The organism is Rhodococcus sp. P-2 (assembly GCF_016598535.1).
Classification (GTDB): domain Bacteria; phylum Actinomycetota; class Actinomycetes; order Mycobacteriales; family Mycobacteriaceae; genus Rhodococcus_F; species Rhodococcus_F baikonurensis.
The window spans coordinates 725,561-751,778 of sequence record NZ_CP066779.1; the positions used below are offsets into that span (position 1 = coordinate 725,561).

General features: G+C 62.8%; 22 protein-coding genes. 13 read left to right on the plus strand and 9 right to left on the minus strand.

Annotation, left to right across the window (positions count from 1 at the left end):
* Positions 1 to 23: 23 nt before the first annotated feature.
* The 3 genes from I7X09_RS03450 to I7X09_RS03460 are packed head-to-tail and all read left to right on the plus strand — an operon-like array spanning position 24 to position 2,790.
* Positions 24 to 587: a helix-turn-helix domain-containing protein gene (locus tag I7X09_RS03450; protein ID WP_200315576.1), complete on the plus strand. Its 564-nt coding sequence runs from the start codon at positions 24 to 26 to the stop codon at positions 585 to 587.
* Positions 588 to 641: 54 nt separating this feature from the next.
* Positions 642 to 1,646, plus strand: a complete 1,005-nt coding sequence (locus I7X09_RS03455) for an acyl-CoA dehydrogenase family protein (RefSeq protein WP_200315578.1) — start codon at positions 642 to 644, stop codon at positions 1,644 to 1,646.
* A gap of 52 nt (positions 1,647 to 1,698) precedes the next feature.
* Entirely contained in the window at positions 1,699 to 2,790 is a 1,092-nt protein-coding gene (locus I7X09_RS03460) for an N-formylglutamate amidohydrolase (RefSeq protein ID WP_200315580.1), read from the plus strand.
* Positions 2,791 to 2,811: 21 nt separating this feature from the next.
* Here the strand turns inward: I7X09_RS03460 and I7X09_RS03465 are convergent, their stop codons facing one another.
* A complete protein-coding gene (locus I7X09_RS03465) occupies positions 2,812 to 4,143 on the minus strand; it encodes an anaerobic C4-dicarboxylate transporter family protein (protein WP_095969040.1) in 1,332 nt (443 codons plus the stop codon).
* A 106-nt stretch (positions 4,144 to 4,249) separates the two neighbouring features.
* Here I7X09_RS03465 and I7X09_RS03470 point away from each other — a divergent pair, with 106 nt between their 5' ends.
* Entirely contained in the window at positions 4,250 to 8,797 is a 4,548-nt protein-coding gene (locus tag I7X09_RS03470; RefSeq protein ID WP_200317645.1) for an ATP-dependent helicase, read from the plus strand.
* Between the two features lie 48 nt (positions 8,798 to 8,845).
* Positions 8,846 to 9,637 carry an Fpg/Nei family DNA glycosylase gene (locus I7X09_RS03475; RefSeq protein ID WP_200315582.1) on the plus strand — a complete coding sequence of 264 codons (792 nt, stop codon included), beginning with the start codon at positions 8,846 to 8,848 and terminating at the stop codon, positions 9,635 to 9,637.
* On the opposite strand, the gene I7X09_RS03480 is transcribed toward I7X09_RS03475, so the two are convergent.
* The gene (locus tag I7X09_RS03480) at positions 9,624 to 10,193 is read right to left on the minus strand and encodes a TetR/AcrR family transcriptional regulator (RefSeq protein WP_054781863.1); all 570 of its coding nucleotides are present in this window, start codon (positions 10,191 to 10,193) and stop codon (positions 9,624 to 9,626) included. The genes I7X09_RS03475 and I7X09_RS03480 overlap by 14 nt on opposite strands.
* Positions 10,194 to 10,276: 83 nt before the next feature.
* On the opposite strand from I7X09_RS03480, the gene I7X09_RS03485 reads away from it, so the two are divergent.
* From I7X09_RS03485 to I7X09_RS03495, 3 genes are all read left to right on the plus strand, one after another.
* Entirely contained in the window at positions 10,277 to 11,218 is a 942-nt protein-coding gene (locus I7X09_RS03485; protein WP_166811062.1) for an oxygenase MpaB family protein, read from the plus strand.
* A gap of 17 nt (positions 11,219 to 11,235) precedes the next feature.
* Complete coding sequence (locus tag I7X09_RS03490; protein ID WP_003940745.1) at positions 11,236 to 11,772, plus strand: hypothetical protein; 537 nt, start codon at positions 11,236 to 11,238, stop codon at positions 11,770 to 11,772.
* A gap of 101 nt (positions 11,773 to 11,873) precedes the next feature.
* Complete coding sequence (locus I7X09_RS03495) at positions 11,874 to 12,758, plus strand: aldo/keto reductase (RefSeq protein WP_200315584.1); 885 nt, start codon at positions 11,874 to 11,876, stop codon at positions 12,756 to 12,758.
* A gap of 42 nt (positions 12,759 to 12,800) precedes the next feature.
* Here I7X09_RS03495 and I7X09_RS03500 read toward each other — a convergent pair whose 3' ends face one another.
* The gene (locus tag I7X09_RS03500; protein ID WP_095969037.1) at positions 12,801 to 13,544 is read right to left on the minus strand and encodes a 3-hydroxybutyrate dehydrogenase; all 744 of its coding nucleotides are present in this window, start codon (positions 13,542 to 13,544) and stop codon (positions 12,801 to 12,803) included.
* Positions 13,541 to 14,917: an MFS transporter gene (locus I7X09_RS03505; protein ID WP_200315586.1), complete on the minus strand. Its 1,377-nt coding sequence runs from the start codon at positions 14,915 to 14,917 to the stop codon at positions 13,541 to 13,543. The genes I7X09_RS03500 and I7X09_RS03505 overlap by 4 nt, the downstream gene beginning before the upstream one ends.
* A gap of 153 nt (positions 14,918 to 15,070) precedes the next feature.
* Between I7X09_RS03505 and I7X09_RS03510 the strand changes: the two genes are divergently transcribed.
* On the plus strand, positions 15,071 to 16,018 hold the full coding sequence (locus tag I7X09_RS03510) for a LysR family transcriptional regulator (RefSeq protein ID WP_200315588.1): 948 nt from the start codon (positions 15,071 to 15,073) through the stop codon (positions 16,016 to 16,018).
* On the opposite strand, the gene I7X09_RS03515 is transcribed toward I7X09_RS03510, so the two are convergent.
* The 3 genes from I7X09_RS03515 to I7X09_RS03525 form a co-directional block, all read right to left on the minus strand.
* Entirely contained in the window at positions 15,987 to 16,703 is a 717-nt protein-coding gene (locus I7X09_RS03515) for a GAF and ANTAR domain-containing protein (protein ID WP_200315590.1), read from the minus strand. The genes I7X09_RS03510 and I7X09_RS03515 overlap by 32 nt on opposite strands.
* A 50-nt stretch (positions 16,704 to 16,753) precedes the next feature.
* Positions 16,754 to 17,296: a hypothetical protein gene (locus I7X09_RS03520; RefSeq protein WP_200315592.1), complete on the minus strand. Its 543-nt coding sequence runs from the start codon at positions 17,294 to 17,296 to the stop codon at positions 16,754 to 16,756.
* Positions 17,297 to 17,396: 100 nt separating this feature from the next.
* The gene (locus tag I7X09_RS03525; RefSeq protein ID WP_200315594.1) at positions 17,397 to 19,139 is read right to left on the minus strand and encodes a glycerol-3-phosphate dehydrogenase/oxidase; all 1,743 of its coding nucleotides are present in this window, start codon (positions 19,137 to 19,139) and stop codon (positions 17,397 to 17,399) included.
* 108 nt (positions 19,140 to 19,247) lie between these two features.
* Here I7X09_RS03525 and glpK point away from each other — a divergent pair, with 108 nt between their 5' ends.
* Both glpK and I7X09_RS03535 read left to right on the plus strand, forming a co-directional pair.
* Positions 19,248 to 20,738 carry a glycerol kinase GlpK gene (glpK, locus tag I7X09_RS03530; protein WP_200315596.1) on the plus strand — a complete coding sequence of 497 codons (1,491 nt, stop codon included), beginning with the start codon at positions 19,248 to 19,250 and terminating at the stop codon, positions 20,736 to 20,738.
* Positions 20,739 to 20,929: 191 nt separating this feature from the next.
* The gene (locus I7X09_RS03535) at positions 20,930 to 22,345 is read left to right on the plus strand and encodes an MFS transporter (protein ID WP_200315598.1); all 1,416 of its coding nucleotides are present in this window, start codon (positions 20,930 to 20,932) and stop codon (positions 22,343 to 22,345) included.
* Here the strand turns inward: I7X09_RS03535 and I7X09_RS03540 are convergent.
* The gene (locus I7X09_RS03540; protein WP_095969030.1) at positions 22,342 to 23,238 is read right to left on the minus strand and encodes a LysR substrate-binding domain-containing protein; all 897 of its coding nucleotides are present in this window, start codon (positions 23,236 to 23,238) and stop codon (positions 22,342 to 22,344) included. The genes I7X09_RS03535 and I7X09_RS03540 overlap by 4 nt on opposite strands.
* A gap of 84 nt (positions 23,239 to 23,322) precedes the next feature.
* Here I7X09_RS03540 and I7X09_RS03545 point away from each other — a divergent pair, with 84 nt between their 5' ends.
* Both I7X09_RS03545 and I7X09_RS03550 read left to right on the plus strand, forming a co-directional pair.
* Entirely contained in the window at positions 23,323 to 24,237 is a 915-nt protein-coding gene (locus I7X09_RS03545; RefSeq protein WP_124566453.1) for a CoA transferase subunit A, read from the plus strand.
* Positions 24,234 to 25,019, plus strand: a complete 786-nt coding sequence (locus I7X09_RS03550) for a CoA-transferase subunit beta (protein ID WP_124566454.1) — start codon at positions 24,234 to 24,236, stop codon at positions 25,017 to 25,019. The genes I7X09_RS03545 and I7X09_RS03550 overlap by 4 nt, the downstream gene beginning before the upstream one ends.
* On the opposite strand, the gene I7X09_RS03555 is transcribed toward I7X09_RS03550, so the two are convergent.
* Positions 25,000 to 26,181, minus strand: coding sequence for an aminotransferase-like domain-containing protein (locus I7X09_RS03555; RefSeq protein ID WP_200315599.1), 1,182 nt, complete (start codon positions 26,179 to 26,181; stop codon positions 25,000 to 25,002). The genes I7X09_RS03550 and I7X09_RS03555 overlap by 20 nt on opposite strands.
* Between the last annotated feature and the right edge of the window lie 37 nt (positions 26,182 to 26,218).

Consider the following 26,218-nt stretch of genomic DNA (forward strand, 5'->3'; position numbering starts at 1 on the left):
CAGAGCACTGCTATCTTCGGCACATGGACGACGACCAGAAGACGATAGCGACCGCAATCGGGGCTGCCGTGCGGACGGCGCGCAAAGAAGCCGGACTGACGTTGCGTGAGGTCGCCGTGAAGTCGGGACTGTCGCAGCCCTTCCTGAGCCAGACCGAGAACGGCCACGCAGTACCCAGTGTCATGAACCTTCATCGCCTCGCGCAATCGATCGGCACCACCGCTCATGCGCTGTTGGCACAAGGTGAACGAACTCCGTCCAGCCTCGTCCGCGCCGGGGAAGGGCGAACGTTCGAACTGGCACACGATTCGGTGATCCGCTTCTGCTCCACCGGTTCACGCACCATGGAACCCAACGAGATCACGGCAGCCCCTCACTCCGAGGCAGGCGAACACACCGAGCATGCCGGCGAAGAGTTCATTCACGTACTCGAAGGATCTGTCGAAGTCGAGGTGGGACTGGACGAGCATCACGTCCTTCACGTCGGTGACACCCTCCTCTACACCTCGACCATCCCGCATCGGTGGTTCAATCGCACCGATGCGGTGGCGAGATTCCTCATCGTGAGTTCGCCGCCCTCGTTCTAGATGCGCGGTTCCGGTTCCACACCACAACCCCCGCTCACGGCTTACCCTGACAGCGTGACCAAGTGGCCGGAGCTTGCGCGTGAGATCGCCGATACCGTTCTGTTTCCCGTCGCCGACAGCGTCGACGCCGACGGAGAAATCCCCAGCAGCCATTTCGACGCGCTCGCCGCCGACGGCTTCTACGGCATCGCCGCCCTCGGGGAGGGCGGACCCAGCAGCGAAGAACTGGTCGACGTCCTCGAAACCTTGTGCGGCGGTTGCCTGGCAACGACCTTCACCTGGATGCAGCATCACGGCGTCGTCGGAGCCTTGGCTTCGAGTTCCAATATGTCTCTGCGCGAACAATACTGGGACGGGCTCGTTTCCGGCACGATTCGCGGTGGCGTTGCGTATGCCGGCGCCATCCCCCGGCCGCCGCTCCTGTGGGCGAAGCGGGTGAACGACGGCTACGTCCTCGACGGCATCGCACCCTTCGTCACCGGCTGGGGAATCGTCGATGTACTCCTGGTCTCGGCGCGAGACGAGTTCGACAATTCCATCGTTCACTCCGTCGTACCAGTGGGAGAGGCCCCGGGGCTGACGATCGAGGAACTTCCACTGATCGCGGCACGCGGGAGCAACACCGTCCGAATCGTCTTCGACGCTTTCGACATTCCCGACACCGATGTCTGTGCAGTCGTCAGTGACGAACAGTTCCAGAGCACCCAACTCCCCGGATTGTGGCTCAACGGCGCGATGGCCATGGGCATCACCCGCCGCGCAGTGACCGAACTCGCGAATCTGGGAGTCGACGCCGACGCGTTCGAGGAACAAGCCGCCCGGGCGCGCGCCGATCTCGATGCAGCACTGCGCAACGGAGGCGACATGTCGGCTGCACGCGCCCGCGCATCGGAACTTGCTGTGCGTGCGTCGGCCGCGCTCGTCACTGCGACCGGAAGCCGCGCCCTGGTCGGCAGCAACACCGCCGAGCGGCTCATGCGTGAAGCCACCTTCACTCTGGTCGCGGCTGGTCGGCCGGAGATCAAAGCAGCTCTCGTGGAACGACTCAGCGGATACTGAGTCTGCACGGTTGTACTCGATTGCACGGTTGCACTCGATTACGCTGGGGCTCATGACCAGTGGAGCACCAGTACTCATCCCGGCCGGAACCGTGTTCACGCCGGAGGACCTGACGTTCTATGCCGATCGCGACTCCCGCAGTCTCGACGACGCCATCGCCGAAGCCGACCTTCTCGTCAGTTGCCCACACTCGGGTTCCGCGATTCCAGCAGAACTCTCACGCTTTCTCGCACCTGAATTCACACAGCGACTGCAATTCGACTTCACCGACATGTCCACCAGTTCCATCGTGCGCCGTTGGGCCGAAATCGATTCGCGCATCGTGTACGTGGAGAATCCGCACCCTCGCATGATTCGCGATCCCAACCGTGCGAAGCCCGAAAACCTGGAAGCGTCACTGCGCGAAGCCTTCGCCCGCGTCCACAAGGCCGGTGCCGGCAACAGAGCGGACCTCACCGGCGTCGACGCAGTTCGCCCTGTCACATTCTCGTTCTACCCCCTGTTGCTCGAGCCGAGCGACGACGCGGGCTGGAAGGACCTCGCCGAGACCTTCACCGAGACAGCTGAACACGGTTTGGGCGTCTACGAAAGAACTCGCGACGCACTGATCGAAGCCATGGTGGAGAAGAGCTTCGAACTCGGCCGATCGTTCACGACGTTGTCGTTCCACGACACGATGAACCACACCACCCGGCGGGACGGCGCCGTCAATGTCGAACGGCCGGAAGCAGATCGGCTCCCCGACGTCGTTGCGCTCTCCAATCGTGGCGATCACGACGGCAATCGACGCGGCGACAATCCCGTGACTATGGATCCGGAGCTCATACGCACACTTGCGGTCGCACATCGCAAGGGATTTCAGGTCGACGATCCCGATGCGGTCGCTCTCAATCAGCCGTACCTCGGCAGTTTCGAAATCATCGCGGCCGGAGCCAGATTCGCCGACTCGCGCGCCCGCGCTGACGAGGCAGGGATCACGTTGAGCGCGGTTCAGGCCGAATTCAAACGAGAATTCCTACTGGGAGACGAACTGGCCGCATACATCATGGAACCCGGCGTCGACTGGCCTACACCCGACGCCGAACGGGTGGACCAGCTCGCTCACGCGTGCAAGGCGAGCTGGGACCACTACCGCAACAGCTGACGTAAGACTCAGCCTCAACTCTCAGCCGAGCACCACTCCGAACAGAGCACCGGCCGCAATCGTCGTCACGGCCAAAATGATGGTCGGCAGGAAGAACGAGTGGTCGACGAGCTTGGAGCCCAGCTTCGTGCTGCCCGAGAGGTCGAAGTTCGCAGCCGCGATCTGCGAACCGTTCGTCGGCAACAGATAGACACCGGCAAACGCTCCGGCCCACATTCCGCTCACCAGGCCGGGTGCAATCCCGGCTGCGAGACCGATCGGCACAATGGTCCGCGTCGCGGTCGACTGACTGGTCGTCAGTACACAGACCAGGAAGACACCGAGCGCGAAGATCCACGGCGCGGCGTTGACCCAGTCGCCGACGGTGCTCGTGATCAGCTCGGAATGGGCGCTGATGAATGTGTCCGTCAGCCATGCCAGACCGAACAGCGCGATGGCCGAGACCATACCGGCGCGGAACACGGTCGAGGACGGCACGTCGGCGACATTCGGGCGGCACACCAGCAGGATCAACGTGCCCACGACGAACATCAGCATTTCGATGATCGGTGTCATCCCCATCGGGGTACCGTCGGCGGCTTCGGGGCGAATTCCCTTGAACAGGCCGAATATCACGATAGCCAGGACGCCGGCCAGGAAGATCAGTGCCGCGTTTCGTCCGGTCTTCGTCGAGACGAGTTCGGTCTTGGACGCTGCACCCGGTCCGGCCAATTCGCCCGACTTCAACTTCGCCTGTATCTCCGGGTCGTCGTCGAGATCCTTGCCGAGGCGGTTGACCGCGATGGAGGAAAGGACGATGCCGACTACGGCAGCGGGGAAGGTGATCTTGATGATGTCGATGAGTTCGAAATCGTAAGGCGGCACGTCGGTCAGCGTGACCATTGCGGCCATCGCCGCGGACACCGGGCTACACGCCAGCGCCACGCCGGTCGAGACAACTGACAGCGACAGCGGCCGTGACGGCCGCACACCGTTCTTGTACGAGACGTCGTAGATGACGGGAAGCAGCGGGTAGAGGATGTTGGATGTACCGGCACCGACCGAGAACAGGAATGACACCAACGGCGCGATCAGCGTGATCTGTTTCGGGCGGGATTCGATCAACTTCGCTGCGATGGTGACCATCCAGTCGATACCACCGGCCGCCTGCATCATCGACGACGCAAGGACGACGGACAGGACGATGAGGAGAGCGTCGACAGGCGGACTGCCGACGTCCTCTCCGAAGACGAACACGAGGACGGCAACACCTGCGCCGCCCCACAGACCGAGCGCGACACCGCTCGATCTGGTACCCATGACAATCGCCCCGAGCACTACCGCCAGCTCGAGGACAATCTTGACTGCTTCCATCAGGCACTCGCCTTCTCGATAACAAGAGAATAGCTATAACAGGGCAAATAGTATGCTCTGCACTTCGGCTGCGGGCATGAACACGCTGTCGGTGGGAAGGGGCAATATGGTGGTCGTGACCAACGTCCTCGGTAGGTTCTCGCCCGCCACACGCGAGTGGTTCGGCGGCGCTTTCAGCGCTCCGACTGCTGCGCAGCTCGGCGCCTGGGAATCCATCGCGAGTGGCTCTCACACACTTGTCGTCGCACCCACCGGCTCCGGCAAGACATTGTCGGCGTTCCTCTGGGCTCTCGATCAGCTCGCAGCCAAGGACGAAGGCGAACGCACCACCAAAGTCCTCTACATCTCGCCACTCAAGGCGCTCGGGGTGGACGTCGAACGGAACCTTCGCGCTCCGCTGGTCGGTATCACCCAGACGGCGAAACGTCTGGGCCTCACTCCGCCCGAGATCACCGTCGGTGTCCGTTCCGGCGACACGTCCCAGGCCGATCGGCGCTCGTTGATCAAGCGGCCGCCGGACATCCTGATCACGACGCCGGAGTCGTTGTTCCTGATGCTCACCTCCGCCGCCCGGGAAACACTCGTCGGCGTCGATACCGTGATCGTCGACGAGGTTCACGCGGTGGCGGGCACCAAGCGCGGCTCACACCTTGCGCTCTCGCTGGAACGCCTGGATGGCTTGCTCGAGCGTCCGGCGCAACGCATCGGATTGTCGGCCACTGTCCGTCCGCACGAGGAGATCGGGCGGTTCCTGGCCGGTTCGGCACCCATACGGATCGTGGCACCGCCTGCCGCCAAGACCTTCGACCTCACCGTCCGTGTTCCCGTCGAGGACATGACCGAACTGGGGATCGCGACGCCGGCCGACGGTTCCGAATCCCCCACCCCGCAAGCCGGTTCGATCTGGCCCCACGTCGAAGAACAGATCGTCGACCTCGTTCTCGACCACCGATCGTCCATCGTGTTCGCCAACTCTCGACGCCTCGCCGAACGTTTGACAGCCAGGCTCAACGAGATTCATGCAGAACGCATCGGTCTGGCCGTCGAGAAGACACCTCGCCCGCCCGCGCAGATCGGAGCTCCCACCGAGGTCAACTACGGTGCAGAACCTCTCCTTGCGCGCGCCCACCACGGATCGGTCAGCAAAGACCAGCGCGCCCTCATCGAAGACGACCTCAAATCGGGTCGATTGCGATGCGTCGTCGCCACCAGCAGTCTCGAACTCGGAATCGACATGGGCGCCGTCGACCTGGTCATCCAGGTGGAGGCACCGCCTTCGGTTGCCAGCGGACTGCAACGTGTCGGCCGCGCCGGCCACCAGGTCGGCGAAATCTCGCGAGGGGTGGTCTTCCCGAAACACCGCACCGACCTGATTCACTGCGCGGTGACCGTCGAGCGCATGGTCGAAGGCAAGATCGAGGCGATGGCCGTTCCCGCCAACCCCCTCGACATACTTGCCCAGCAAACTGTTGCGGCCACTGCACTCGAGCCGATCGACGTGGACGACTGGTTCGAGACCGTGCGCCGAAGCGGTTCCTTTGCAACGCTTCCCCGTTCGGCCTACGAGTCGACTCTGGATCTGCTCGCCGGGCGGTACCCCTCGGACGAGTTCGCCGAATTACGTCCGCGTCTGGTCTGGGATCGCGAGTCCAACACGCTGACGGGCCGGCCGGGTTCGCAGCGTTTGGCAGTCACTTCCGGCGGTGCCATCCCCGACCGCGGGCTCTTCACGGTCTACATGGTCGGAGAGAAAGCATCACGCGTCGGCGAACTCGACGAAGAAATGGTCTACGAATCCCGGGTCGGCGACGTCTTTGCGCTCGGCGCCACCAGTTGGCGGATCGAGGAAATCACCTTCGATCGGGTCCTGGTCAGCCCCGCCTACGGCATGCCCGGTCGTCTGCCCTTCTGGCACGGCGACGGGCTCGGTCGCCCTGCCGAACTCGGACAGGCGTTGGGCCAATTCGTTCGAGAGACCGCGCTGGGTAACGAAGCCGACGTCGTCGAGCGTTGCCGCGTGGGCGGACTCGATCACAACGCCACAACCAATCTGATCCAACTCGTCGGTGAGCAGAAGACTGCCACCGGACAAGTACCGTCGGATCGCACGCTGGTGGTCGAGCGCTTCCGCGACGAACTCGGCGACTGGCGTCTGGTGCTGCATTCCCCGTACGGCCAACGTGTTCACGCGCCGTGGGCCCTCGCCATCGGGGCGCGCTTGCAGGAACGATACGGCGTCGATTCCAGTCCGACGGCCTCCGACGACGGCATCATCATCCGGCTCCCCGACACCGAGAACGAGCCTCCCGGCGCCGAACTGTTCACCTTCGACGTCGAGGACATCGAAGATCTGGTCACCCAGGAGGTGGGCGGCTCTGCGTTGTTCGCCTCCCGATTCCGCGAATGTGCCGCCCGCGCACTGCTTCTCCCCCGCCGCAATCCCGGAAAGCGTGCACCGCTGTGGCAGCAGCGTCAGCGGTCCGCGCAACTGCTGGACGTCGCCCGCAAGTTCCCGACATTCCCGATCCTGCTCGAGACCGTGCGCGAGTGCTTGCAGGACGTCTACGACCTGCCTGCACTGAAGGAATTGTTCGGCAAGATCGAACGGCGCCAGATCCGAATAGTCGAGGTGGAGACGCCCTCACCTTCACCGTTCGCGAGGGCTCTCCTGTTCAACTACGTGGGCGCGTTCATGTACGAGGGCGACAGCCCCCTGGCCGAGCGACGCGCCGCCGCTTTGTCCTTGGACTCCACGCTGTTGGCCGAACTCCTCGGCCGCGTCGAACTGCGCGAGCTTCTCGACGCCGGAGTGATCGAGCAGGCCGAACGTGAGCTGCAACGGCTCGTCCCTGAGCGAAAGGCCAAGGACCTCGAGGGTGTTGCCGACCTCCTGCGCATGCTGGGCCCGCTGACCACCGAAGAAGTCACCGAACGCTGTCTCGAGGATCCGGGCTCCTGGCTCGACAAGTTGGTTGCGGACAAACGCGCCCTCCACGTCTCCTATGCAGGCGAGAGCTGGTGGACGGTCGTCGAAGATGCAGCGCGGCTTCGCGATGGACTCGGCGTTCCACTGCCGATCGGCGTTCCGGCGGCGTTCATCGAGCCGGTCGATCAGCCACTCGACGACCTCCTGAGCCGATACGCACGTACCCACGGACCCTTCACTCTCGCCGACGCGGCTGCACGCTTCGGTCTCGGAGTATCCGTCGCGCGTGACGTTCTCGGTCGGCTCGCGCTCGAAAAGCGTGTTCTCGAAGGAGAATTCCGCCCGTCTGCAACCGGGAGCGAATGGTGCGACGCCGAAGTCCTACGTCGCTTGCGGCGTCGCTCGCTCGCCGCGGCCCGGCAGGAGGTCGAGCCGGTCAGCACCGCAACACTCGGACGATTTTTTCCCAGTTGGCAGCATGTCGGCGGCACGCTGCGCGGAATCGACGGTGTTGCAACGGTGGTCGATCAACTTGCCGGCGTTCCGATTCCGGCGTCCGCTCTCGAATCGTTGATCCTGCCGAGCCGAGTTGCCGACTACTCCCCCGCGATGTTGGACGAACTCACGTCGACGGGTGAAGTCCTGTGGTCCGGATCGGGAGCTATATCGGGCAAAGACGGGTGGGTGGTGCTGCACCCCGCCGACCTGGCACCGATCACGCTCAATTCGCCCGCCGACACCGACGTCTCGGAGTTGCAGAAGCGCATCCTCGACCTGCTGTCCGGCGGCGGTGCCTACTTCTTCCGCCAGTTGGTCGACGCGTTGCGAACCACGGAGTCGGCTGCGGACACGGTCGACAGTGCGGTGACGACGGCACTGTGGGAGTTGGTGTGGCTCGGACACATCGGAAACGACACCGTTGCACCGCTGCGCGCACTTCTCTCCGACACCACCCGGACAACAACAAGTCACCGATCCCCTCGACGTGTTCCGCGGGCACGTCCGTACCGCGGAATGGCACGCGCTTCCACCCCGGCCCGCACGGGACCGGCGACCGCTTCCGGTCGGTGGTTCCAACTGCCGGCGATCGAACCGGACCCGACCATCCGGGCGCACGCCACGGCCGATCTGTTGCTCGAACGGTACGGCGTCGTCACCCGCGGATCGGTGATGAGCGAGAACGTGCCGGGCGGTTTCGCGTTGATCTACAAGGTTCTGAGCACGTTCGAGGACAACGGGCGCGCTCGACGCGGATACTTCGTCGATACCCTGGGCGGCGCTCAATTCTCGACTCCTCCCGTGGTGGACCGCTTGCGCACGTTCGGTGATTCCATCGAGGGACGCCATACTTCCTCGGCTGCAGTCACTCTCGCGGCGTGCGATCCGGCAAACCCGTACGGCGCGGCGCTGCCGTGGCCGGCGTCGGGGGGCGAGGAATCACCAGGACACCGACCCGGACGAAAAGCCGGCGCACTGGTAGTTCTGGTGGAGGGTGAGTTGGTTCTGTTCGTCGAACGCGGCGGCCGCACGATCCTGACCTTCACCGACGACGGGGGCACCTTGCGGATGGCAGCACTGTCACTTGCACACAAGGTGACCTCTCGCGCCATCGACAAGTTGGTGGTGGAGAAGGTCGACGGAGAGACCATCCACGGCAACGATTTTGCTCCCGTCCTGGTCGAAGCCGGCTTCGCGGCCACCCCTCGCGGATTCCGCTTGAGATCATGATGGTTGAGAAGCTGAGTGTTGCGATCGTGAAGAGTGGGGGCGGCGACCATGCCTGAGGGCGATACCGTGTGGCGGGCCGCCAACGATCTGCGCGCTGCCCTGGCGGGGAAGGTACTCACTACCTGCGATGTCCGCGTTCCTCGCTACGCCACCGTTGATCTGTCAGGTCATCGTGTGGATTCCGTCGCCAGTCGCGGAAAGCATCTGCTGATCCGCGTGGGCGAAGCGTCCGTTCACACGCATCTGAAGATGGAAGGTCAGTGGCAGATTTATCGCCCCGGCGAGCGCTGGCGCAGACCCGCCCATCAAGCGCGCATCATCTTGGCCACCGAAGACTCTGTAGCAGTGGGCTTTTCACTGGGAATCACCGAGATCCTCGAACTCGGGCAGGAACAGGAGGCCGTCGGACACCTCGGAACGGACCTCCTCGGAACGGACTGGGACAGTTCCGTGGCCGTCGAAAATCTGCGCGCTGCAGACTCCGAACCGATCGGAATCGCGCTCCTGGATCAGCGGGTGATGGCCGGACTGGGCAACGTGTACCGAAACGAGATCTGCTTCCTACGAGGCATTCACCCGAGAACGCCGACACGTCTCGCCGGAAATCTCGACGCGATAGTCGACCTGTCGTTCCGCACCATCAACGCCAACAAGTCACGTCGCATCCGGGTCACGACCGGCGACACCCGTCCAGGTAGGCAGACCTGGGTGTACGGCAGACGCGGAAAACCCTGCCGCCGTTGCGGAACTCGCATCACCGAAGACACCCTCGGACCGGATCAGCTCACCGAGCGAAATATCTTCTTCTGCCCGGCCTGCCAGCCCTTCACGCCTGGTTAGCGTTGATCAGCAGCCTGACGCAGTGGCGAACAAATCGTTCGCGGTCCACGACGATCGTGCCGTCCAGATAACCGATGAACAGCGTGAACAACGCCCCGACCAGTCCGACGGCCACCAGTTGCTTGTCCACGGGGTCAGCGATCTCGGACAACTGGTCGTACACGAGGTCCACGAACGCCGGCATCGATTCGATACCGCGTCCGCTCAGGACGGGTTCCGAGAGCGGAGCGATCAGGAGCACTCTCCCCATCGCCGGATCGTCGACCATGAGCTTGACGAAAGCGTCGACCGCAGCGGTGGCGACGGCCTCGGATGTAGTCTCCGACTCCACTGCCGACGCCAGCGCCGACTGCGCCCGCTCGGCGACAAACGTGTGGACCGCGACAACGTACTGATCACGATCGGTGAAGCTCTCGTAGAAGTACCGCTCGGTCAAACCGGCGGCCTTGCAGACCGCACGCACATTGACGGCCGGACCGTCGACCGCACCGAGCAGTGTCACTCCGACGTCGAACAACGTCGCCTTTCGAGTGGCCCTGCGTTCTTCGATGCTCACAACTTCCCCACTTCGCCGACACCTGATCGATTCAACTGGCTTTCAATCTTGACTACCGCTGTTGTCGATCCTAATCTGACAACATGCGTAGTCAACTTGACGACAGCAGCACCCCGGTTCCCCTCGGTCCGGATTCCCTGACCTGGAAGTATTTCGGCGACTGGCGCGGGATGCTGCAAGGCGTCTGGGCCGGTTCGATGCAGAACATGCACCCCGGGCTCGGCGCCGGAGTCGAGGAGCATTCACAGTTCTTCGACGAGCGGTGGGAACGGCTGTACCGCTCGCTGTATCCCATTGCAGGCGTGGTGTTCGACGGCGATCGCGCGCAGCAGACAGCCGAAGAAGTCCGCGGCTATCACACACGAATCAAGGGCGTCGACAAGTTGGGGCGTCGATATCACGCACTCGATCCCGACACTTTCTACTGGGCGCACGCAACGTTCTTCATGGGCACCATCGTCACGGCCGAGAACTTCTCGGGTGGCTTGACCGAGGCCCAGAAACGTCAGCTCTTCACCGAACACATTCAGTGGTATCGCCTGTACGGGATGAGCATGCGCCCTGTTCCCGAGACCTGGGAAGCATTTCAGGAGTACTGGGACCACATGTGCCGCAACGTACTCGAAGACAACAAGGCGACCCGCGACGTACTCGACCTGTCGGGACTCGGCAAGCCCCCGTACATGACGTGGCTTCCCGATCCGTTGTGGCGGCTCGCCCGAATCCCCCTCGCCCGCGGATTCGTGTGGCTGACGGTCGGAATGTACGACCAACCGGTTCGCGACCTTCTCGGTTACTCGTGGAGTGGCCGAGACCAGAGAATCCACACCGCCGTCGGCCGGAGCGTCAACGCCGTCTTCCGTCTGGTGCCGTGGCGATACCGGTATCAGCCACGTGCTCGCGCGGGATGGGACCGAGCGAACGGCCGAATCCCCGCCGACGCACCACTGGTCCACACACCGGCGCGCAACCTGCCCCCGGTCGAGCAGCGAGATAACCCGATGCACTACAGCCCCAGGGTCTGATCTGCCATGCTCTGAACATGGAGTGGGACCTGCGAACCCTGCTGAACCGGCCGATCACCTCTCACGGTGCGCCGCTGGGACAAGAACGTGTCGCGGCGAGGACCACCGCGTACATCTACGGCAACATTCTTGTCCTCGCCGCACTCATACCGGTGACGAAATCTCAGGAATCGCTTGGCGCCGCGATTGTGGTCGGCACGGCATTGTCGACATACATCGCCCACACCTTCGCCGAAGGTGTCGGCGAGAGCATTCGCAACGATCGTCGACTGACGACCGCGGAGAGAATCGACTCGCTTCGCGATTCCGTCCCGATCCTCACCTCTGCGGTTGTTCCTGTCGTCATTCTCGCGACAGCGTGGTTCAACTTCCTGGAACCGCGGACGGCGCAGTTGATCGCGGAAATCGTCTTGATCCTGCGGATCGGTTCCACCAGTTACGTGATCAGCCGACTTCACGGCGAGAAAGTCAGTACGAACACCCATCTGGCAGCGTTCGGACTCGCCGCCGTCGCCACCCTCATAGTCGGCTTGAAGATAGTGCTCACTCATTGACCAGTCTCCCGATCGCGAATTCCCAGGCCTGAAGGGGTACTGCCGTTACCCGGCTGAACAATCACTCCCGCCCGACCAGCGCCGCCACTACCGTGGACGACATGAGCATCCCGACCCTGAAACTGAACAATGGCGTCGACATCCCCGCGCTCGGCTTCGGCGTCTACCAGACGCCGCCGGACGAAACAGTCGCCGCCGTCGAGTCCGCGCTGTCGACGGGGTATCGCCATATCGATACTGCGGCGGCCTACGGCAACGAGAAGGGCGTCGGTGAGGCGATCCGGCGATCCGGCCTCGATCGCGGCGAGATCTTCGTCGAAACGAAAGTCTGGATCACCGACTACGGGTACGACGAGACTCTGCATGCCTTCGACAAGAGCGCCGGCAAACTCGGTGTCGAACAACTCGACCTCCTCATCCTCCACCAGGCGTTGCCGAGCGATTTCGAGCTCACCATCGACGCGTACAAGGCGCTGGAAAGGCTTCTGGCCGACGGAAAGGTCCGCGCCATCGGAGTCAGTAACTTCATGCCGGATCACCTCACCCGACTCCTGGACGCAACGTCCGTGGTGCCGGCGGTCAACCAGATCGAGGTCCATCCGTACTTCCGGCAGTCGACCTTGCTCGAGGCCGACGCCGATCACGGCATTCTGTCTCAGGCATGGTCGCCGATCGGCGGAATCACGTTCTACCGCGACGGCTCCCACGGCTCGACCCTCGAGGACGCCACCATCGGCGCCATCGCGTCCGCTCACGGCAAGTCGCCTGCACAGGTGATGCTGCGCTGGCACCTCCAGCAGGGCCGCCAGGTGATCCCCAAGTCGGTGACTCCCTCGCGGATCGCGGAGAACTTCGACGTGTTCGACTTCGAACTCACCGCCGAAGAACTCTCCGCAATCGACGCACTCGACACCGGAGTTCGCGGCGGCCCCGAACCCGAAGTCATCACCCGCGAGAAGTTCGGAATCGAGATTCCCGAGGCCTGAGCCCAGCAGTCGACCGACCAGCAACCCGATCGACCGAGTGGCCTAGCTGGCGCTCCACCCGCCGTCGATGGTGTACGACGCCCCCGTCACCATCGACGCCTCGGTCGATGCCAGCCAGCCCACCAGCGATGCCACTTCTGCAGGCTCGACCATCCGTTTGATCGCACTCTCGGTGAGCATCACCTTTTCGACCACTTCGGATTCGCTGATGCCGTGAACCTTTGCCTGGTCGGAAATCTGGGACTGCACGAGGGGCGTCAAGACGTAGCCCGGATTGACGCAGTTGCTGGTGACGCCGTGTGGGGCGCCCTCGAGTGCCACAACCTTCGACAGTCCTTCGAGACCGTGTTTGGCCGTGACGTACGCACTCTTGAACGCCGAAGCGCGGAGGCCGTGGACCGAGGAAATGTTCACGATGCGGCCGAAACCGTTGCGATACATGTACGGCAGGGCGGCCCGAGCGAGGAGGAACGGCGCTTCGACCATGAGGCGCTGAATCTTCCGGAAGTCCTCGACGTCGAAATCCTCGATGGGACTGACCCGTTGAATGCCGGCGTTGTTGACGAGTATGTCCGTCTCGAGTGCCAGATCCACGAGTTGGTCGGTGTCGAGGAGATCGACGGCCCACGCAGTGCCGTCGATCTCCTCGGCCAGCGACTTCGCCGCGACGTCGTCGAGATCAGCGACGGTCACACGCGCGCCGCGGGCGGCAAGGAGTCGAGCACACGCCTCACCGATCCCGCCGGCACCGCCGGTGACCAGTGCCGTTTTACCGGAGAGCGTCATGCGGACACACCGGCCCGCTCGTCGGCTAGCACTCGCGCGTCAGCGGCGTCGACGGACTCGAGCGAGATTCCCTTGGTCTCCCGCGCGAAAATGACTGCGACGATGGTGACCAGGGATGCCAGCAGAAGATAGATCGCGATGGGGACCGAAGAATCGAACTTGCTCAGCAGTCCGGTCGCGATGATCGGAGCCAGTGACCCCGCCACGATCGACGTGACCTGATATCCCAGGGAGACACCGGAATAGCGCATCCGAGTCGGGAACATCTCGGCCATGATCGCGGGTTGGCCGGCGTACATGAACGCGTGGAACACAAGCCCGATGATGATTGCCGACAAGATGACTGCATTGTGCCCGCTGTTCATCATCGGGAAGGCGAAGAACCCCCACGTTCCGGCGGTGACGGCGCCGATCATGTACACCGGGCGTCGACCTATCGTGTCGGACAGCTTGCCTACCAACGGAATCACTGCGAAGTGCACGGCATGTGCCATCAGCATCCACCAGAGGATGTGCGCCGTGTCCGCATGAACGACGACCTTGAGGTAGGTGATCGAGAAGGTCACCACGAGGTAGTACATGACGTTTTCGGCGAAACGCAGGCCCATCGCGGTCAACACTCCGCGCGGGTAACGCTTGACTACCTCGAAAACGCTGTACGAGGTTGCCTTGACCAGTTCCGCTTCCTTCTGTGCGGCAATGAAAATGGGAGCGTCGGTGACCTTGGTCCGAACGTAGTACCCGACCAGAACGATGACTGCGGAGAGCCAGAATGCAACGCGCCAGCCCCAACTCATGAAGGATTCGTCCGAGAGCGTCGATGTCAGGATCAACAGCACGACAGTGGCCACCAGATTACCCATCGGCACGCCCGCCTGAGGCCAGGACGACCAGAAGCCGCGAGATCGATTCGGGCTGTGTTCGGCGACAAGGAGTACCGCCCCACCCCATTCGCCGCCGACGGCAAATCCTTGGATGAAGCGCAGCGTGACCAGCAGTGCCGGCGCCCAGTAGCCGATCTGACCGTAGGTCGGTAGGCAGCCCATCAGGAAGGTCGCGGCACCGACCAGCAACAAGCTGAACTGCAGCAACTGCTTTCGGCCGAATTTGTCGCCGAAGTATCCGAAGACGATCCCGCCGAGTGGGCGTGCGGCGAATCCGACGGCGTAGGTGATGAAAGCCGCGATGATCGCATCCAGCTCGTTGCCGCCGCCGGGAAAGAAGACCTTACTGAAGACCAGCGTGGCCGCCGTGCCGTACAGAAAGAACTCGTACCACTCGACGACGGTACCCGCCATCGAGGCGCCCACCACCTTCTTCAGCGCCGATGGTGGGGCTTGGCTCTCGGGCTTCGGCATGTTGTCGACGCTCATCGTGGACTCCCTCGTCTTCAGTTCGCGATTCGCCTGCTCGTCACGATCAGGAATGTGACCGCTCGCACATTTTTTGTGACTCGATGAGTATCAGTGCAGATTGACGGCGCGACAATGGCAAATCTCGCACCATATAGGTGCAAAAATGCAGATATGACTTTCAAACTGAGCCCCGACGACCTACTCGTCCTTCTCGCAGTCGGCCGCACCGGCCGCTTCAACACCGCCGCGGACGACCTGGGTCTCAATCACACCACCATCTCGCGCCGCATCGCCTCACTCGAGAAGAGTCTCGGCGGTCGTGTCCTGGTTCGCTCGTCCGGCGGCTGGGAGTTGACCGACCTGGGCAGACAAGCACTCAACGCGGCCGAGCGCATCGAGGCTGCGGTGAACGAACTGGCGCTCGACTCCACCGGTCAGCAGCAACTCGACGGCGTGGTGCGGGTCTCGGCAACCGACGGATTCAGCGCGTACATCGCGGCCCCTGCCGGCGCAGCAGTTCGCAGACGCCATCCTCGCGTGAGCGTGGAGATAGTTGTCGCGACCAGAAAGGCTTCGCAGATACGCTCGGGGCTCGACATCGAGGTTGTTGTCGGCAAGCCTCAAGTTCACCGCGCCGAAGCCGTCCATCTGGCCGACTACGCGCTGGGTTTGTACGCCTCCCGCGAATATCTACGTCAGAACGCCGTTCCCGAAAGTGCCGAAGATCTGGCCGAACACTCGCTCGTGTATTTCATCGACTCGATGCTGCAGGTCGACGAACTCGATCTGGCTCGCAAGCTCACGGTTTCCATGCGCGAGGCCGTCACGTCCACCAACGTGTTCGTCCACATCGAGGCAACGCGCGCGGGTGCCGGCATCGGCCTGCTCCCCTGTTTCATGGCCGAGCAGCACGACGATCTGATTCGCGTACTGCCGGCTCACATCGAAGTCAGACTTTCGTACTGGCTGGTGGCCCGTTCGGAATCCTTGCGACGCCCGGAAGTCGCAGCGGTGGTGACGGCACTTCGAGAGACGGTGGATCGCAAGCGATCTCAACTCCTCGGCTCACCCGGGACGAACGAAGCGCTCAGTCCAGAGTCGAACGATGTTGGACGATGACCTTACGCGCCAACTCGGCGATCTTGACGTTCATGTTCTGCGAGGTTCGCACGAGAATGTCGAAGGCCTCGTCGTCGGACACACGATGCAATGCCATCAGTAGACCGACGGCCTGACCGATTTCGCGACTGCTCGCCAGGCCGCGCCGCAGCGAGTCGGCATCCTCTCCTCGGGTCAGCGCGGTGACGGCCACGGACGCAAACGACGCCAACATGATCGCGTGGTCGGCAACGGTCTCGGTGAAAGCACCCGGAGTATCCGAGAAGAGGTTGAGGGCACCGAACTTCTGACGATCGACCATCAGTCGGAACCCCATCGAGCCGCGAATAGGTGTATCCGCCACTACCTTCCGGGCGAATTCCGGCCACTGATTCGGAGTCCGAAGGTCCGACTCGAGCTGCGGCGCCTCCGTGTCGAGAGCGTCGATGCACGGCCCCTCACCCGTGGCCCGCTCGAGATCGTCTGCGTACTCGGCAATCTCGTCGCTGGCAGCCACCGTGACGTTGGTGTTTCCCCGTCGCAGCATCAGACTTGCGTGATCGCAACCGGGAATCAACTCGACGGCCGCCGAACAGATCGCGGAGTACACCTCGGCGCTGTCCGCCGCGGAGTAGAGAATCTCCGCCAACGCCGCGAACACTGCCTTGGGATCTGTCAGTGCTTGGTCGCGCTCAGCCATCTCCATACACCTCGGGGTCTACCGTTCATCGAATTCTTCATGGAACGGTACAAACCTTACTTACTCGAGCGGATGGGGTCGCCGCCGCTCGCCGATTGCCGCCCCTCCACCCCCTGAAATGCCTCGGTGGCTGCGCGGTGATGCAGTCCCGTCACGGTCCTGATCTGCTTGGACACCAGGTCGTTGAGCTCGCGGTACTGCTCCTCCGTCTCCCCGGCCGGGATGTCTCTCAGAACCTCCCACATCGCGCTCTTGCCGCACAGCGCGGTCCGCATGATCTCGAGAGTCGCCAGCTTGACCAGGCGATTACGCCAGATGGCGTCGACGTGAACGAGGCGTCGGATCCGATTGACCGTCGCATCGATCTTGGAGTACCGCGGCAGCGATATGCCCTGAGTGTCCTCGATCAGCTGAAGCAGTTGTTCGATCTCGTACTCGAGCTCACCCGGCAACGAGTCCAGCTCGCCTTCAGCCCAGGCACCGTACGAGTCCGAGAGTGACCGCGAGAGTTGCAGCCCTACCATCGCTCCGCACAGGTGAGTGACCAGATAAGCGGTGGCTATGTGCTCCTCAGCAGACCTCGACCGACTACCGAACATTGGGATCCTCCTGGGCGACGCTCGACCGGTCTGTGCTGACACGGGTGGTGATTCGTCATCCGGCCTACCCACGACAGAGCGAGAGCAAACGACGGGCGACTCAGACCCGATCCGGCACCACGACGACGGGCTCGAGGATCTCGGCCCGCGACTCCGGCGCTGCGGCGCGCAAGGCATCGGCCGACTCGTCGTCCGGCTGGGTCTGTGACTCGATCTCCGCTTCGACACGTGCTCGGTAGGTGTCGACTTCACGCTCGACGGTGGCGGCATCCCAACCGAGAATCGGTGCGACCAAACCGGCGACCTGTTGCGCGCAGTTGACCCCACGATGCGGATACTCGATCGCGATGCGCATGCGGCGAGCCAGGATGTCGTCGAGGTGCAGGGCGCCCTCGGCCGCAGCCGCGTACACAGCTTCGACCTGGAGATAATCGGGCGCATCCGTGATGGGCTGCAACAACTCCGGCGTCTTGCGGCCGAGTTCGAGGACCTCGGTGATCAACGAACCGTAACGGTCGAGCAGGTGCTTGACTCGATACGGATGCAAGCCGTACTGCTCACCCAGTTGCACGGTCTGGTTGATCAACGCGAAGTAGCCGTCGGCACCGACGAGCGGCACCTTCTCCGTGATCGACGACGCCACGCGCGCGGGAATGTCTTCTGCAGCCACGTCGACGGCGTCTTCCGCCATGACCCGATACGTCGTGTACTTTCCGCCGGCGATGGCGACCAGACCGGGAGCGACCCGTGCGACGGCGTGCTCGCGCGAGAGTTTCGACGTCTCGTCGCTTTCACCGGCAAGCAGCGGACGCAGGCCGGCGTACACACCGTCGATGTCGGCGTGCGTCAACGGCGTGACCAGGACGGAGTTCACGTGGCCGAGGATGTAGTCGATATCTGCTTTGGTTGCCGCCGGATGTGCGAGATCCAGGTTCCAGTCGGTATCAGTGGTGCCGATGATCCAGTGACTGCCCCACGGAATGACGAACAGCACCGACTTCTCGGTACGCAGGATGATGGCGGCTTCACTGACGATGCGATCGCGCGGGACGACGATGTGTACGCCCTTCGACGCTCGCACCCGGAACCGTCCGCGCTGACGTGAGAGCGCTTGGATCTCGTCCGTCCAGACACCGGTCGCATTGATGACGACGTGACCCTTGACCTCGGCGGTACGGCCGTCTTCGCAGTCGCGAACACGAACTCCCGAGACCCGATCCGCTTCCCGCAGAAAGCCGACGACCTGCGTCGACGTTCGGACGACCGCGCCGTAGTGTGCAGCGGTCCGTGCGACGGTCATGGTGTGCCGAGCGTCGTCGACGACGGTGTCGTAGTACTGGATGCCACCGGTCAGCGAACTGCGCTTGAGGCTCGGCGACATGCGTAGTGCGCCCGCCCGCGTCAAGTGCTTCTGGGAGGGGACCGACTTTGCGCCGCCCATTCGGTCGTACAGGAAGATTCCCGCCGCCATGTACGGGCGCTCCCACACTCGGTGAGCCAGAGGGAACAGGAACTTCAGCGGCTTGACCAGGTGCGGAGCGAGCGTGGTCAGCGAGAGTTCGCGCTCACGCAATGCTTCACGAACGAGGCCGAATTCGAGTTGCTCTAGATAGCGGAGACCGCCGTGGAACATCTTCGACGAGCGACTGGACGTGCCGGATGCGTAGTCACGGGCCTCGACCAACGCAACCTTGAGTCCGCGGGTGGCCGCATCGAGCGCAGCTCCGACACCGACAACACCGCCGCCGACAACGACGACGTCGAATTGCTCGGTCTGAAGCTGTTCCCAAGCAGCTTCACGCTGCCGCGGGCCGAGAAACTGCGCACCTTGCTGCTTACTCAACCCGGTCTCCTGTAAGTCGACGACGAATCCGTTTACAGGCTAGTAGCTTGATCCACATACTGCGACAGCGCACGGATAACTGCGAACGCGCCCGAACATAGGAGCACAGTGAATCAATACATCGCCGCCATCGACCAAGGCACGACGTCGAGCCGCTGCATGATCTTCGATCACGACGGCGCCGTGGTGAGCGTTGCGCAGAAAGAACACGAGCAGATTTTCCCGCGTGCCGGTTGGGTCGAGCACGACCCGGTTGCGCTGTGGATCAACACCCGGGAGGTGGTGGCCGGCGCTCTCGCGAAGGTCGACCTCACGCGGGCCGACATCGCGGCCGTCGGAATCACGAATCAGCGTGAGACGACCGTCGTTTGGGAGCGTTCGACGGGCAAGCCGATCTACAACGCGATCGTGTGGCAGGACACGCGCACGGATCAGCTGTGTGTCGAACTGGGCGGCGACGAGGGTCCCGACAAGTACCGAGACAAGACCGGACTACCACTCTCGACCTACTTCGCCGGGCCGAAGATCCGCTGGATTCTCGACAACGTCGACGGTGCGAGAGCCAAAGCGGAGGCCGGAGAATTGTGCTTCGGCACCGTCGACACGTGGATCGTGTGGAACCTGACCGACGGCGTCCACGTGACAGATGTCACCAATGCGTCACGCACGATGCTGATGGATCTCGAGACCCTCCAGTGGGACGAATCGATCTGCGCGGACTTTGGAATCCCGGTGTCGATGCTCCCGGAAATCCGTAGTTCGTCCGAGGTCTACGGCACCGGGCGCCCACGCGGCAATCTCGCCGGTGTGCCGGTCGCCGGAATTCTCGGTGACCAGCAGGCAGCCACCTTCGGTCAGGCCTGCCTCTCCGAGGGTGAAGCCAAGAACACCTACGGCACCGGCAATTTCATGCTTCTCAACACGGGAACCAAGCCGGTGCACAGCAAACACGGACTGCTGACCACCGTCTGCTACAAGCTCGGCGAAGCGCCTGCCGTCTACGCACTCGAAGGCTCCGTCGCGGTGACGGGTTCCTTGGTCCAATGGCTTCGAGACAACCTCGGAATCATTCAGAACGCCAAGGACATCGAGCCGCTCGCCGCGAGTGTGGACGACAACGGCGGCGCCTACTTCGTGCCCGCTTTCTCCGGACTTTTCGCACCTCGGTGGCGACCGGACGCGCGGGGTGTCATCGTCGGCCTGACGCGCTTCGTCAACAGGGGGCACATTGCCCGCGCTGCGCTCGAGGCGACGGCGTACCAAACTCGTGAGGTCATCGACGCCATGCGAGCGGATTCGGGCGTCGAACTGTCCGCACTGAAGGTCGACGGCGGCATGGTGGTCAACGAAACCCTGATGCAGTTCCAGTCGGACATCCTCGGAGTTCCCGTCATCCGTCCTGTGGTCAACGAAACGACAGCGCTCGGCGCTGCCTACGCAGCGGGCCTCGCCATCGGTTACTGGGCGGACACCGACGACATCCGCAACAACTGGGCCGTCGGCCAGACCTGGGAACCGGCGATGGACGAGTCCGAACGGGCACGGCTGTACGCGGAGTGGAACAAGGCCGTCGAGAGAACGTACAACTGGTCCGAGTAACGACCCAGATCACTCGGGCTAGCTCAGACGTCTTCCATACCGGAAAAGCTGATCCTGGTCGCCTATTGATACTTCAGAGGTATCAATAGGCGACCAACTTGGTATTGGACGTGACCTACACCACTCTGCGAATCTCATTCAGGCGCGCCACGTTTCGGCGCCACGAATGATGCAGAGAAAGGTCGCCACGCATGAGTTCACCCACTCGCAGTTCCGAGGAGATCAACGCCAAGGCCCGAAGAGCCGGTATCGCTTCGTTCATCGGAACCACTATCGAGTGGTACGACTTCTACATCTACGGCACCGCGGCTGCCCTGGTATTCGGCGACATCTTCTTCTCCGACACTCTCCCGAGCGGAGTCGGAACTCTCCTCGCCTTCATCACCCTCTGGGCAGGCTTCCTCGCCCGGCCCATCGGCGGGATCATCTTCGGTCACCTCGGCGACCGGATCGGACGCAAGAACACTCTCGTCATCACCTTGATGATGATGGGCGTCGCCACAGTCGGCATCGGACTCCTCCCCACCTACGCACAGGTCGGGATCTGGGCGCCGATCGGCCTGGTCACCCTTCGCGTCATCCAAGGAGTCGCGGTCGGCGGCGAGTGGGGCGGAGCAGTGCTCATCGCCAGCGAGAACGCGCCCAAGGGGAAGAGCATCCTCTACTCCGCGTTCGCTCAACAGGGCTCACCCGCCGGGAATCTGTTGGCCACCATCGCATTCTTCTTTCTGTCCGCGATGCCGACGCCGTCGTTCCTCCTGTACGGATGGCGCATCCCGTTCATCATCTCTTCGGTCCTGGTCATTCTCGGGATGATCATCCGCCTCAAACTCGAAGAGTCCGACGAGATGAAGGCCGTTCTCGCCCGCAAGAAAGTCGTCAAACTTCCACTCGCCGAAGTATTGCGCAAGCATTGGGTACTGGTTCTTCTCGGCGCCGGCGCACTCCCCCTCGCTCAGGTCACCTACTTCAAGAACACCTTCGCATTGTCTTGGGCTACAAAAGAACTGGGATACGATCGAGGTACCTTCCTGGCCGCCATTGCGATCGCGCTTGTCGTGCAGTTCATCGTCCAACCTTTCGGTGCCGTCCTGGTCTCCAAGATCGACATGCGAAAAGCCATGTGTCTGATGGTGATACCGGAGTTCGTACTCATGCCCGCGATGTTCTTCGCGATCCGAACCGGGAACTTCACCATCGCGGTCGTCGCGATGTGCCTGGCCACGATCCCGCATTCGATGTTCTACGGCGCCATCGCCGGCGTTCTCGCCCGGGCCTTCCCCGCCAACATCCGTTACACCGGATTGTCGACGGCGTACCAACTGTGTTCCCTCGTCGTCGGCGGCGGAACTCCGGTACTGGCGCAGTGGATGCTCAACACGTCCGGCAACATCGTCGGGGTCGCGATCGTGTCCGGGCTGTACGCCTTTGTCTCGCTGATCTGCACCCTTCTGCTGCTCCGCCGCACCGGGTACAACGCAGGCGAACTGTCGACGGCCGAGCAGGCGGATCACGACGAGCTCGAACTCGAGAACACTCGTGCCGCTCCGTCGAACTCATCGCAATCCGAAGCGGGTGAAATCGCTACCGGTCGGGCAACCGTCTAGGCCAGGGACGGCAGCGCCTGCTCGGACAATTTCAACACTTCGAGAAGAGCAGGTCTGTCGTCTCCCTCTCGCCAGGCGATACGCAGTTGAAGAGGAGGAGGTGGATCCATGACGGGAACAAAGACCACATCCGGGTTCACGATGCTCCGGGCCACCGAGGAAATCGTCAACGAGCATCCGATTTCTGCGGACACCAACGCGATCAACGACATCGAATCGGGTGCCGTCTGGACGATCCGAGCCAGAAACCCGGCGTTCTTCGACGCAGTGAGCAGTGACTCTCGGAGAATCGAACCTGGTTCCGCCGGCAGTGTCACCCAATTCTCGGACTCCAATTCGATCAACCGAACCGATTCCCTCGACGCCAACGGATGGTCTTTCGACATGGCCACCAGAAAGTCCTCCTCGGCGATCAATCTCGACGTGATCCCGAGCGGTGGGACAGTCCACCGGACCATCCCGATGTCGAGTCGTCGATCGAGCAACATCAACAACGCTTCGTTCGCGAAAGCGGAACTGTCGAGCACGAATTCGATACCTGGATTCGTCTTTCTCACCAATTTCGCCCACCGCCCGACGAGCAGGTGCGAAGAGGTTCCCGCAAAGCCCAGGCGAACGCGACCTGTCGTTCCCTTGCCTGCCGCCGACACCGCGATCTCGGCCATCCGGCACGCGTCCAGAATCTCGCGCGCCGGAAGCAGCAGCGCTTCACCGGCAGCAGTGAGCCGCACAGTTCGAGTACTTCGATCGAACAACGGCGAACCGAGCTGTTTCTCGAATTGCCGGATCGTTCGACTCAGCGGCGGTTGCGCAATCCGAAGCCGCTGTGCCGCACGGCCGAAATGTAGCTCCTCAGCCACCGCGAGAAATGCGTTGATCTGATGAATTTCCACCCGACATTGTTGCGCCACACCGGCCGAACATGTCAAGTTTCCGAAACCGACCGAGTGCGCGAGAGAACAAGAAGAGGTACACCCGTGGACAAGACCCTCTCGATGACAGAGGCCATCGGCCGATACGTCGAAGACGGGATGACCGTTGCGCTGGAGGGATTTTCGCATCTCATTCCTTTTGCGGCGGCGCACGAGATCATCCGGCAAGGCAGGAAGGACCTCACGCTCTGCCGGATGACGCCGGACATCGTTTCCGATCAACTCGTCGCCGCCGGCTGCGTCCGAAAGCTGGTTGCCTCGTTCTTCGCCAGCGGCTCCGCAGGTTCCCTGTACGAGTTACGCAGACGCATCGAGAACCAGGACCCGCTCCCCCTCGCAGTCGAGGAATACAGCCACTACGGCATGGTGTGCCGGTATCAGGCGGGAGCCGCCAGGCTCCCCTTCTTCCCGCTGCGGTCGTACGCCGGTAGCGATCTACCCGCGCTCAACCCACAACTGCGACTCGTCGAGGATCCGTACGGCGGCGGGAGCGTCTACGTTGTGCCGCCCCTGAATCCGGATGTGACGATCATCGGCGCACAGCGAGCGGACTCGTCCGGGAACGCGCAGATCTGGGGCATCGCCGGGGTGCAGCAGGAAGCCGTGTACGCCGCGAAGAAGGCGATCGTCGTTGTCGAAGAACTGGTCGACGACGAGGTCATCAGGTCAGACCCGAGCCGAACTCTGATTCCCTCGCACGCAGTCGACGCAGTTGTGGTCTGCCCGCGCGGCGCGCACCCGTCGTACGCACAGGGATACTACGACCGCGACTGCGGCTTCTACCGACGCTGGACCGAGATTTCCAAAGATCCTTCGCTGCTGAGAAATTGGCTCGACGAATGGGTGTACGCACTTGGCGATCACGATGAATATCTCGCCAAGCTCGGAGCAGACTACTGGTCGGATCTCGAGGTCGGATCAAAACTCTCCACACCTGTCGACTACGGGAGCAGACTATGACCACCACGATTGTCAGCAGTAACACCACCTCGACCGAAACGATCGTCGCCGTCGCGGCACGCGAGTTGGCGGGTAAGCGCCGGGTTTTCGCCGGAGTCGGACTCCCCACGCTCGCAGTCGATCTCGCGCGGCACACGTCGAATCCGGACGTCGAACTGATCTACGAATCCGGAGTGTGCGGCGCGCATCCTTCGGCCATGGCCGAAGGTATCGCCGACTCCGTCGTGGTCTCCGGTGCCGAATCCGTGCTCAGTATGGCCGCGCTCTTCGGTTATGTCCTACAAGGCGGCAACGTCGACGTCGGATTTCTCGGGGCCGCTCAAATCGATCGAACGGGAAGTCTGAACACAAGCTTCATCGGGGACTGGAAGAACCCGACGGTCAGACTTCCCGGAGCGGGAGGGGCAGTCGAGATCATCGCGAACGCCGCCGAGATCTTCGTAGTGATGCGCCGCCACGACCTCAGTTCCTTCCCCGCCGAGCTCGACTTCTGCACCTCACCAAGCCCCGCTCGCGCCTTCGCCAGCGGAAAGGGCATCATGCCGGCAGGTGCAGGAGTGACCAAGGTGTTCACCAACCTCGGTGTCCTGACACACCAGGGCCCCGGCGGCGAGTTGGAGCTGACCAGTGTCCACGAAGGCGTCTCGGTCGATCAGGTGCGAGAGTCGACGGGATGGGATCTGGCCGTCGCCGACCACGTCACTGTCACCACCCCGCCGTCCGGCGCGGAAATCGATCTGCTCCGCAACACTATCGACAAGGTCAGGCTGTACCTGAGGTGACACTGTCCCGGAGCCTGCCCACTGCATCGATCAGCACGGCCTCGGGATACGTCGCGAAACACAATCGAGCGCTTCGACGGAGGTCCGCCTCGACCGCGAAGGCCGTGCCCGGGACAAATGCCACGCCGTGCTCCAGCGCGACCCCCAGGAGTTCGGTGGTGTCGACGTCGCCGAGGAAATCCATCCAGCAGAACATGCCGCCGCGGACCTCGGAAAAGCGTGCCAGGCCACCCAATTCTGCCTCGGCAGCGGCAACCAAGGCCTTGGCTCTGGCGCCGTATCCCTCGCGGAGCATGTCGAGGTGCGTTTCGAACCACTCGAGGTCCGAGAAGAGATCTGCGGTGATCTGCTGAGTGAGGGAAGAACCGCACAGGTCAGCGCCCTGCTTGATCAGTTCGACCGCTTCGCAGACCTTCCGGTCACCGTGCAGCCAGCCGACTCGCAGCGCCGGCGCCAATACCTTGGAGGCACTGGACAGCCGAATCACCCTGTCCGACAGCGCCGCCAGCGGCGCGGGCGGTTGCTCGCCGAAGTACAGTTCGCCGTACGGGTCGTCCTCGAGAACCCAAAATCCATATCGGTCGGCCAGGGCAGCCAGGTGCGTTCGGCGCTGCGCCGAGAGCACCGCGCCCCGCGGATTGTGGAAATTACTGACGGTGTGAACAACTTTGGGTCGAAGACCGGCGTCGAGTTTCGCTTCGAGTGCGGTGGTGTCCATCCCGTCCTCGTCCAGCTGGACCGGAACGAGACGAGCCTGCGCCGTTCGAAAAACCTGCAGCGCACCGGTATACGCCGGCTCCTCCACGACCACGACGTCACCGGCGTCGAGGAGGACCTGCGCGAGCAAGCTCAAACCTTGCTGAGAACCGTGGGTGATCACAACTTCGGACACGTCGAGTGCCCGCCCGATCTTGGAGGATTCGCGCTCGGCGATCACCTCACGGAGGCGCCGCAAGCCGGACGTCTCGCCGTATTGAACGGACGACGGGTCACCGAGTGCGTCGTGGGCTGCCTTCGAGATTCGTTCCCGCGGAATGAAATCGGTGTCGGGCAGTCCGCCGGCCAAGCTGATGACGTCGGACCGGGCAGTCAGGGTGAGCAGATCGCGAATTGCAGAACTACGGAGTCCGTCCATACGAGCGGACAGCGCGGCGTGTGTCATGTGAAGCTCCCAGGCACGCAGAATGAAGGGTCAGAGG

Coding starts and splice junctions, on each gene's coding strand:
- I7X09_RS03485 (WP_166811062.1), top strand. CDS start 10,277: ATGCGTAGTCAACTTGACGACAGCAGCACCCCGGTTCCCCTCGGTCCG.
- I7X09_RS03450 (WP_200315576.1), top strand. CDS start 24: ATGGACGACGACCAGAAGACGATAGCGACCGCAATCGGGGCTGCCGTG.
- I7X09_RS03495 (WP_200315584.1), top strand. CDS start 11,874: ATGAGCATCCCGACCCTGAAACTGAACAATGGCGTCGACATCCCCGCG.
- I7X09_RS03550 (WP_124566454.1), top strand. CDS start 24,234: ATGACCACCACGATTGTCAGCAGTAACACCACCTCGACCGAAACGATC.
- I7X09_RS03520 (WP_200315592.1), bottom strand. CDS start 17,296: ATGTTCGGTAGTCGGTCGAGGTCTGCTGAGGAGCACATAGCCACCGCT.
- I7X09_RS03535 (WP_200315598.1), top strand. CDS start 20,930: ATGAGTTCACCCACTCGCAGTTCCGAGGAGATCAACGCCAAGGCCCGA.
- I7X09_RS03505 (WP_200315586.1), bottom strand. CDS start 14,917: ATGAGCGTCGACAACATGCCGAAGCCCGAGAGCCAAGCCCCACCATCG.
- I7X09_RS03515 (WP_200315590.1), bottom strand. CDS start 16,703: ATGGAGATGGCTGAGCGCGACCAAGCACTGACAGATCCCAAGGCAGTG.
- I7X09_RS03500 (WP_095969037.1), bottom strand. CDS start 13,544: ATGACGCTCTCCGGTAAAACGGCACTGGTCACCGGCGGTGCCGGCGGG.
- I7X09_RS03460 (WP_200315580.1), top strand. CDS start 1,699: ATGACCAGTGGAGCACCAGTACTCATCCCGGCCGGAACCGTGTTCACG.
- I7X09_RS03470 (WP_200317645.1), top strand. CDS start 4,250: ATGGTGGTCGTGACCAACGTCCTCGGTAGGTTCTCGCCCGCCACACGC.
- I7X09_RS03475 (WP_200315582.1), top strand. CDS start 8,846: ATGCCTGAGGGCGATACCGTGTGGCGGGCCGCCAACGATCTGCGCGCT.
- I7X09_RS03555 (WP_200315599.1), bottom strand. CDS start 26,181: ATGACACACGCCGCGCTGTCCGCTCGTATGGACGGACTCCGTAGTTCT.
- I7X09_RS03490 (WP_003940745.1), top strand. CDS start 11,236: ATGGAGTGGGACCTGCGAACCCTGCTGAACCGGCCGATCACCTCTCAC.
- I7X09_RS03465 (WP_095969040.1), bottom strand. CDS start 4,143: ATGGAAGCAGTCAAGATTGTCCTCGAGCTGGCGGTAGTGCTCGGGGCG.
- I7X09_RS03510 (WP_200315588.1), top strand. CDS start 15,071: ATGACTTTCAAACTGAGCCCCGACGACCTACTCGTCCTTCTCGCAGTC.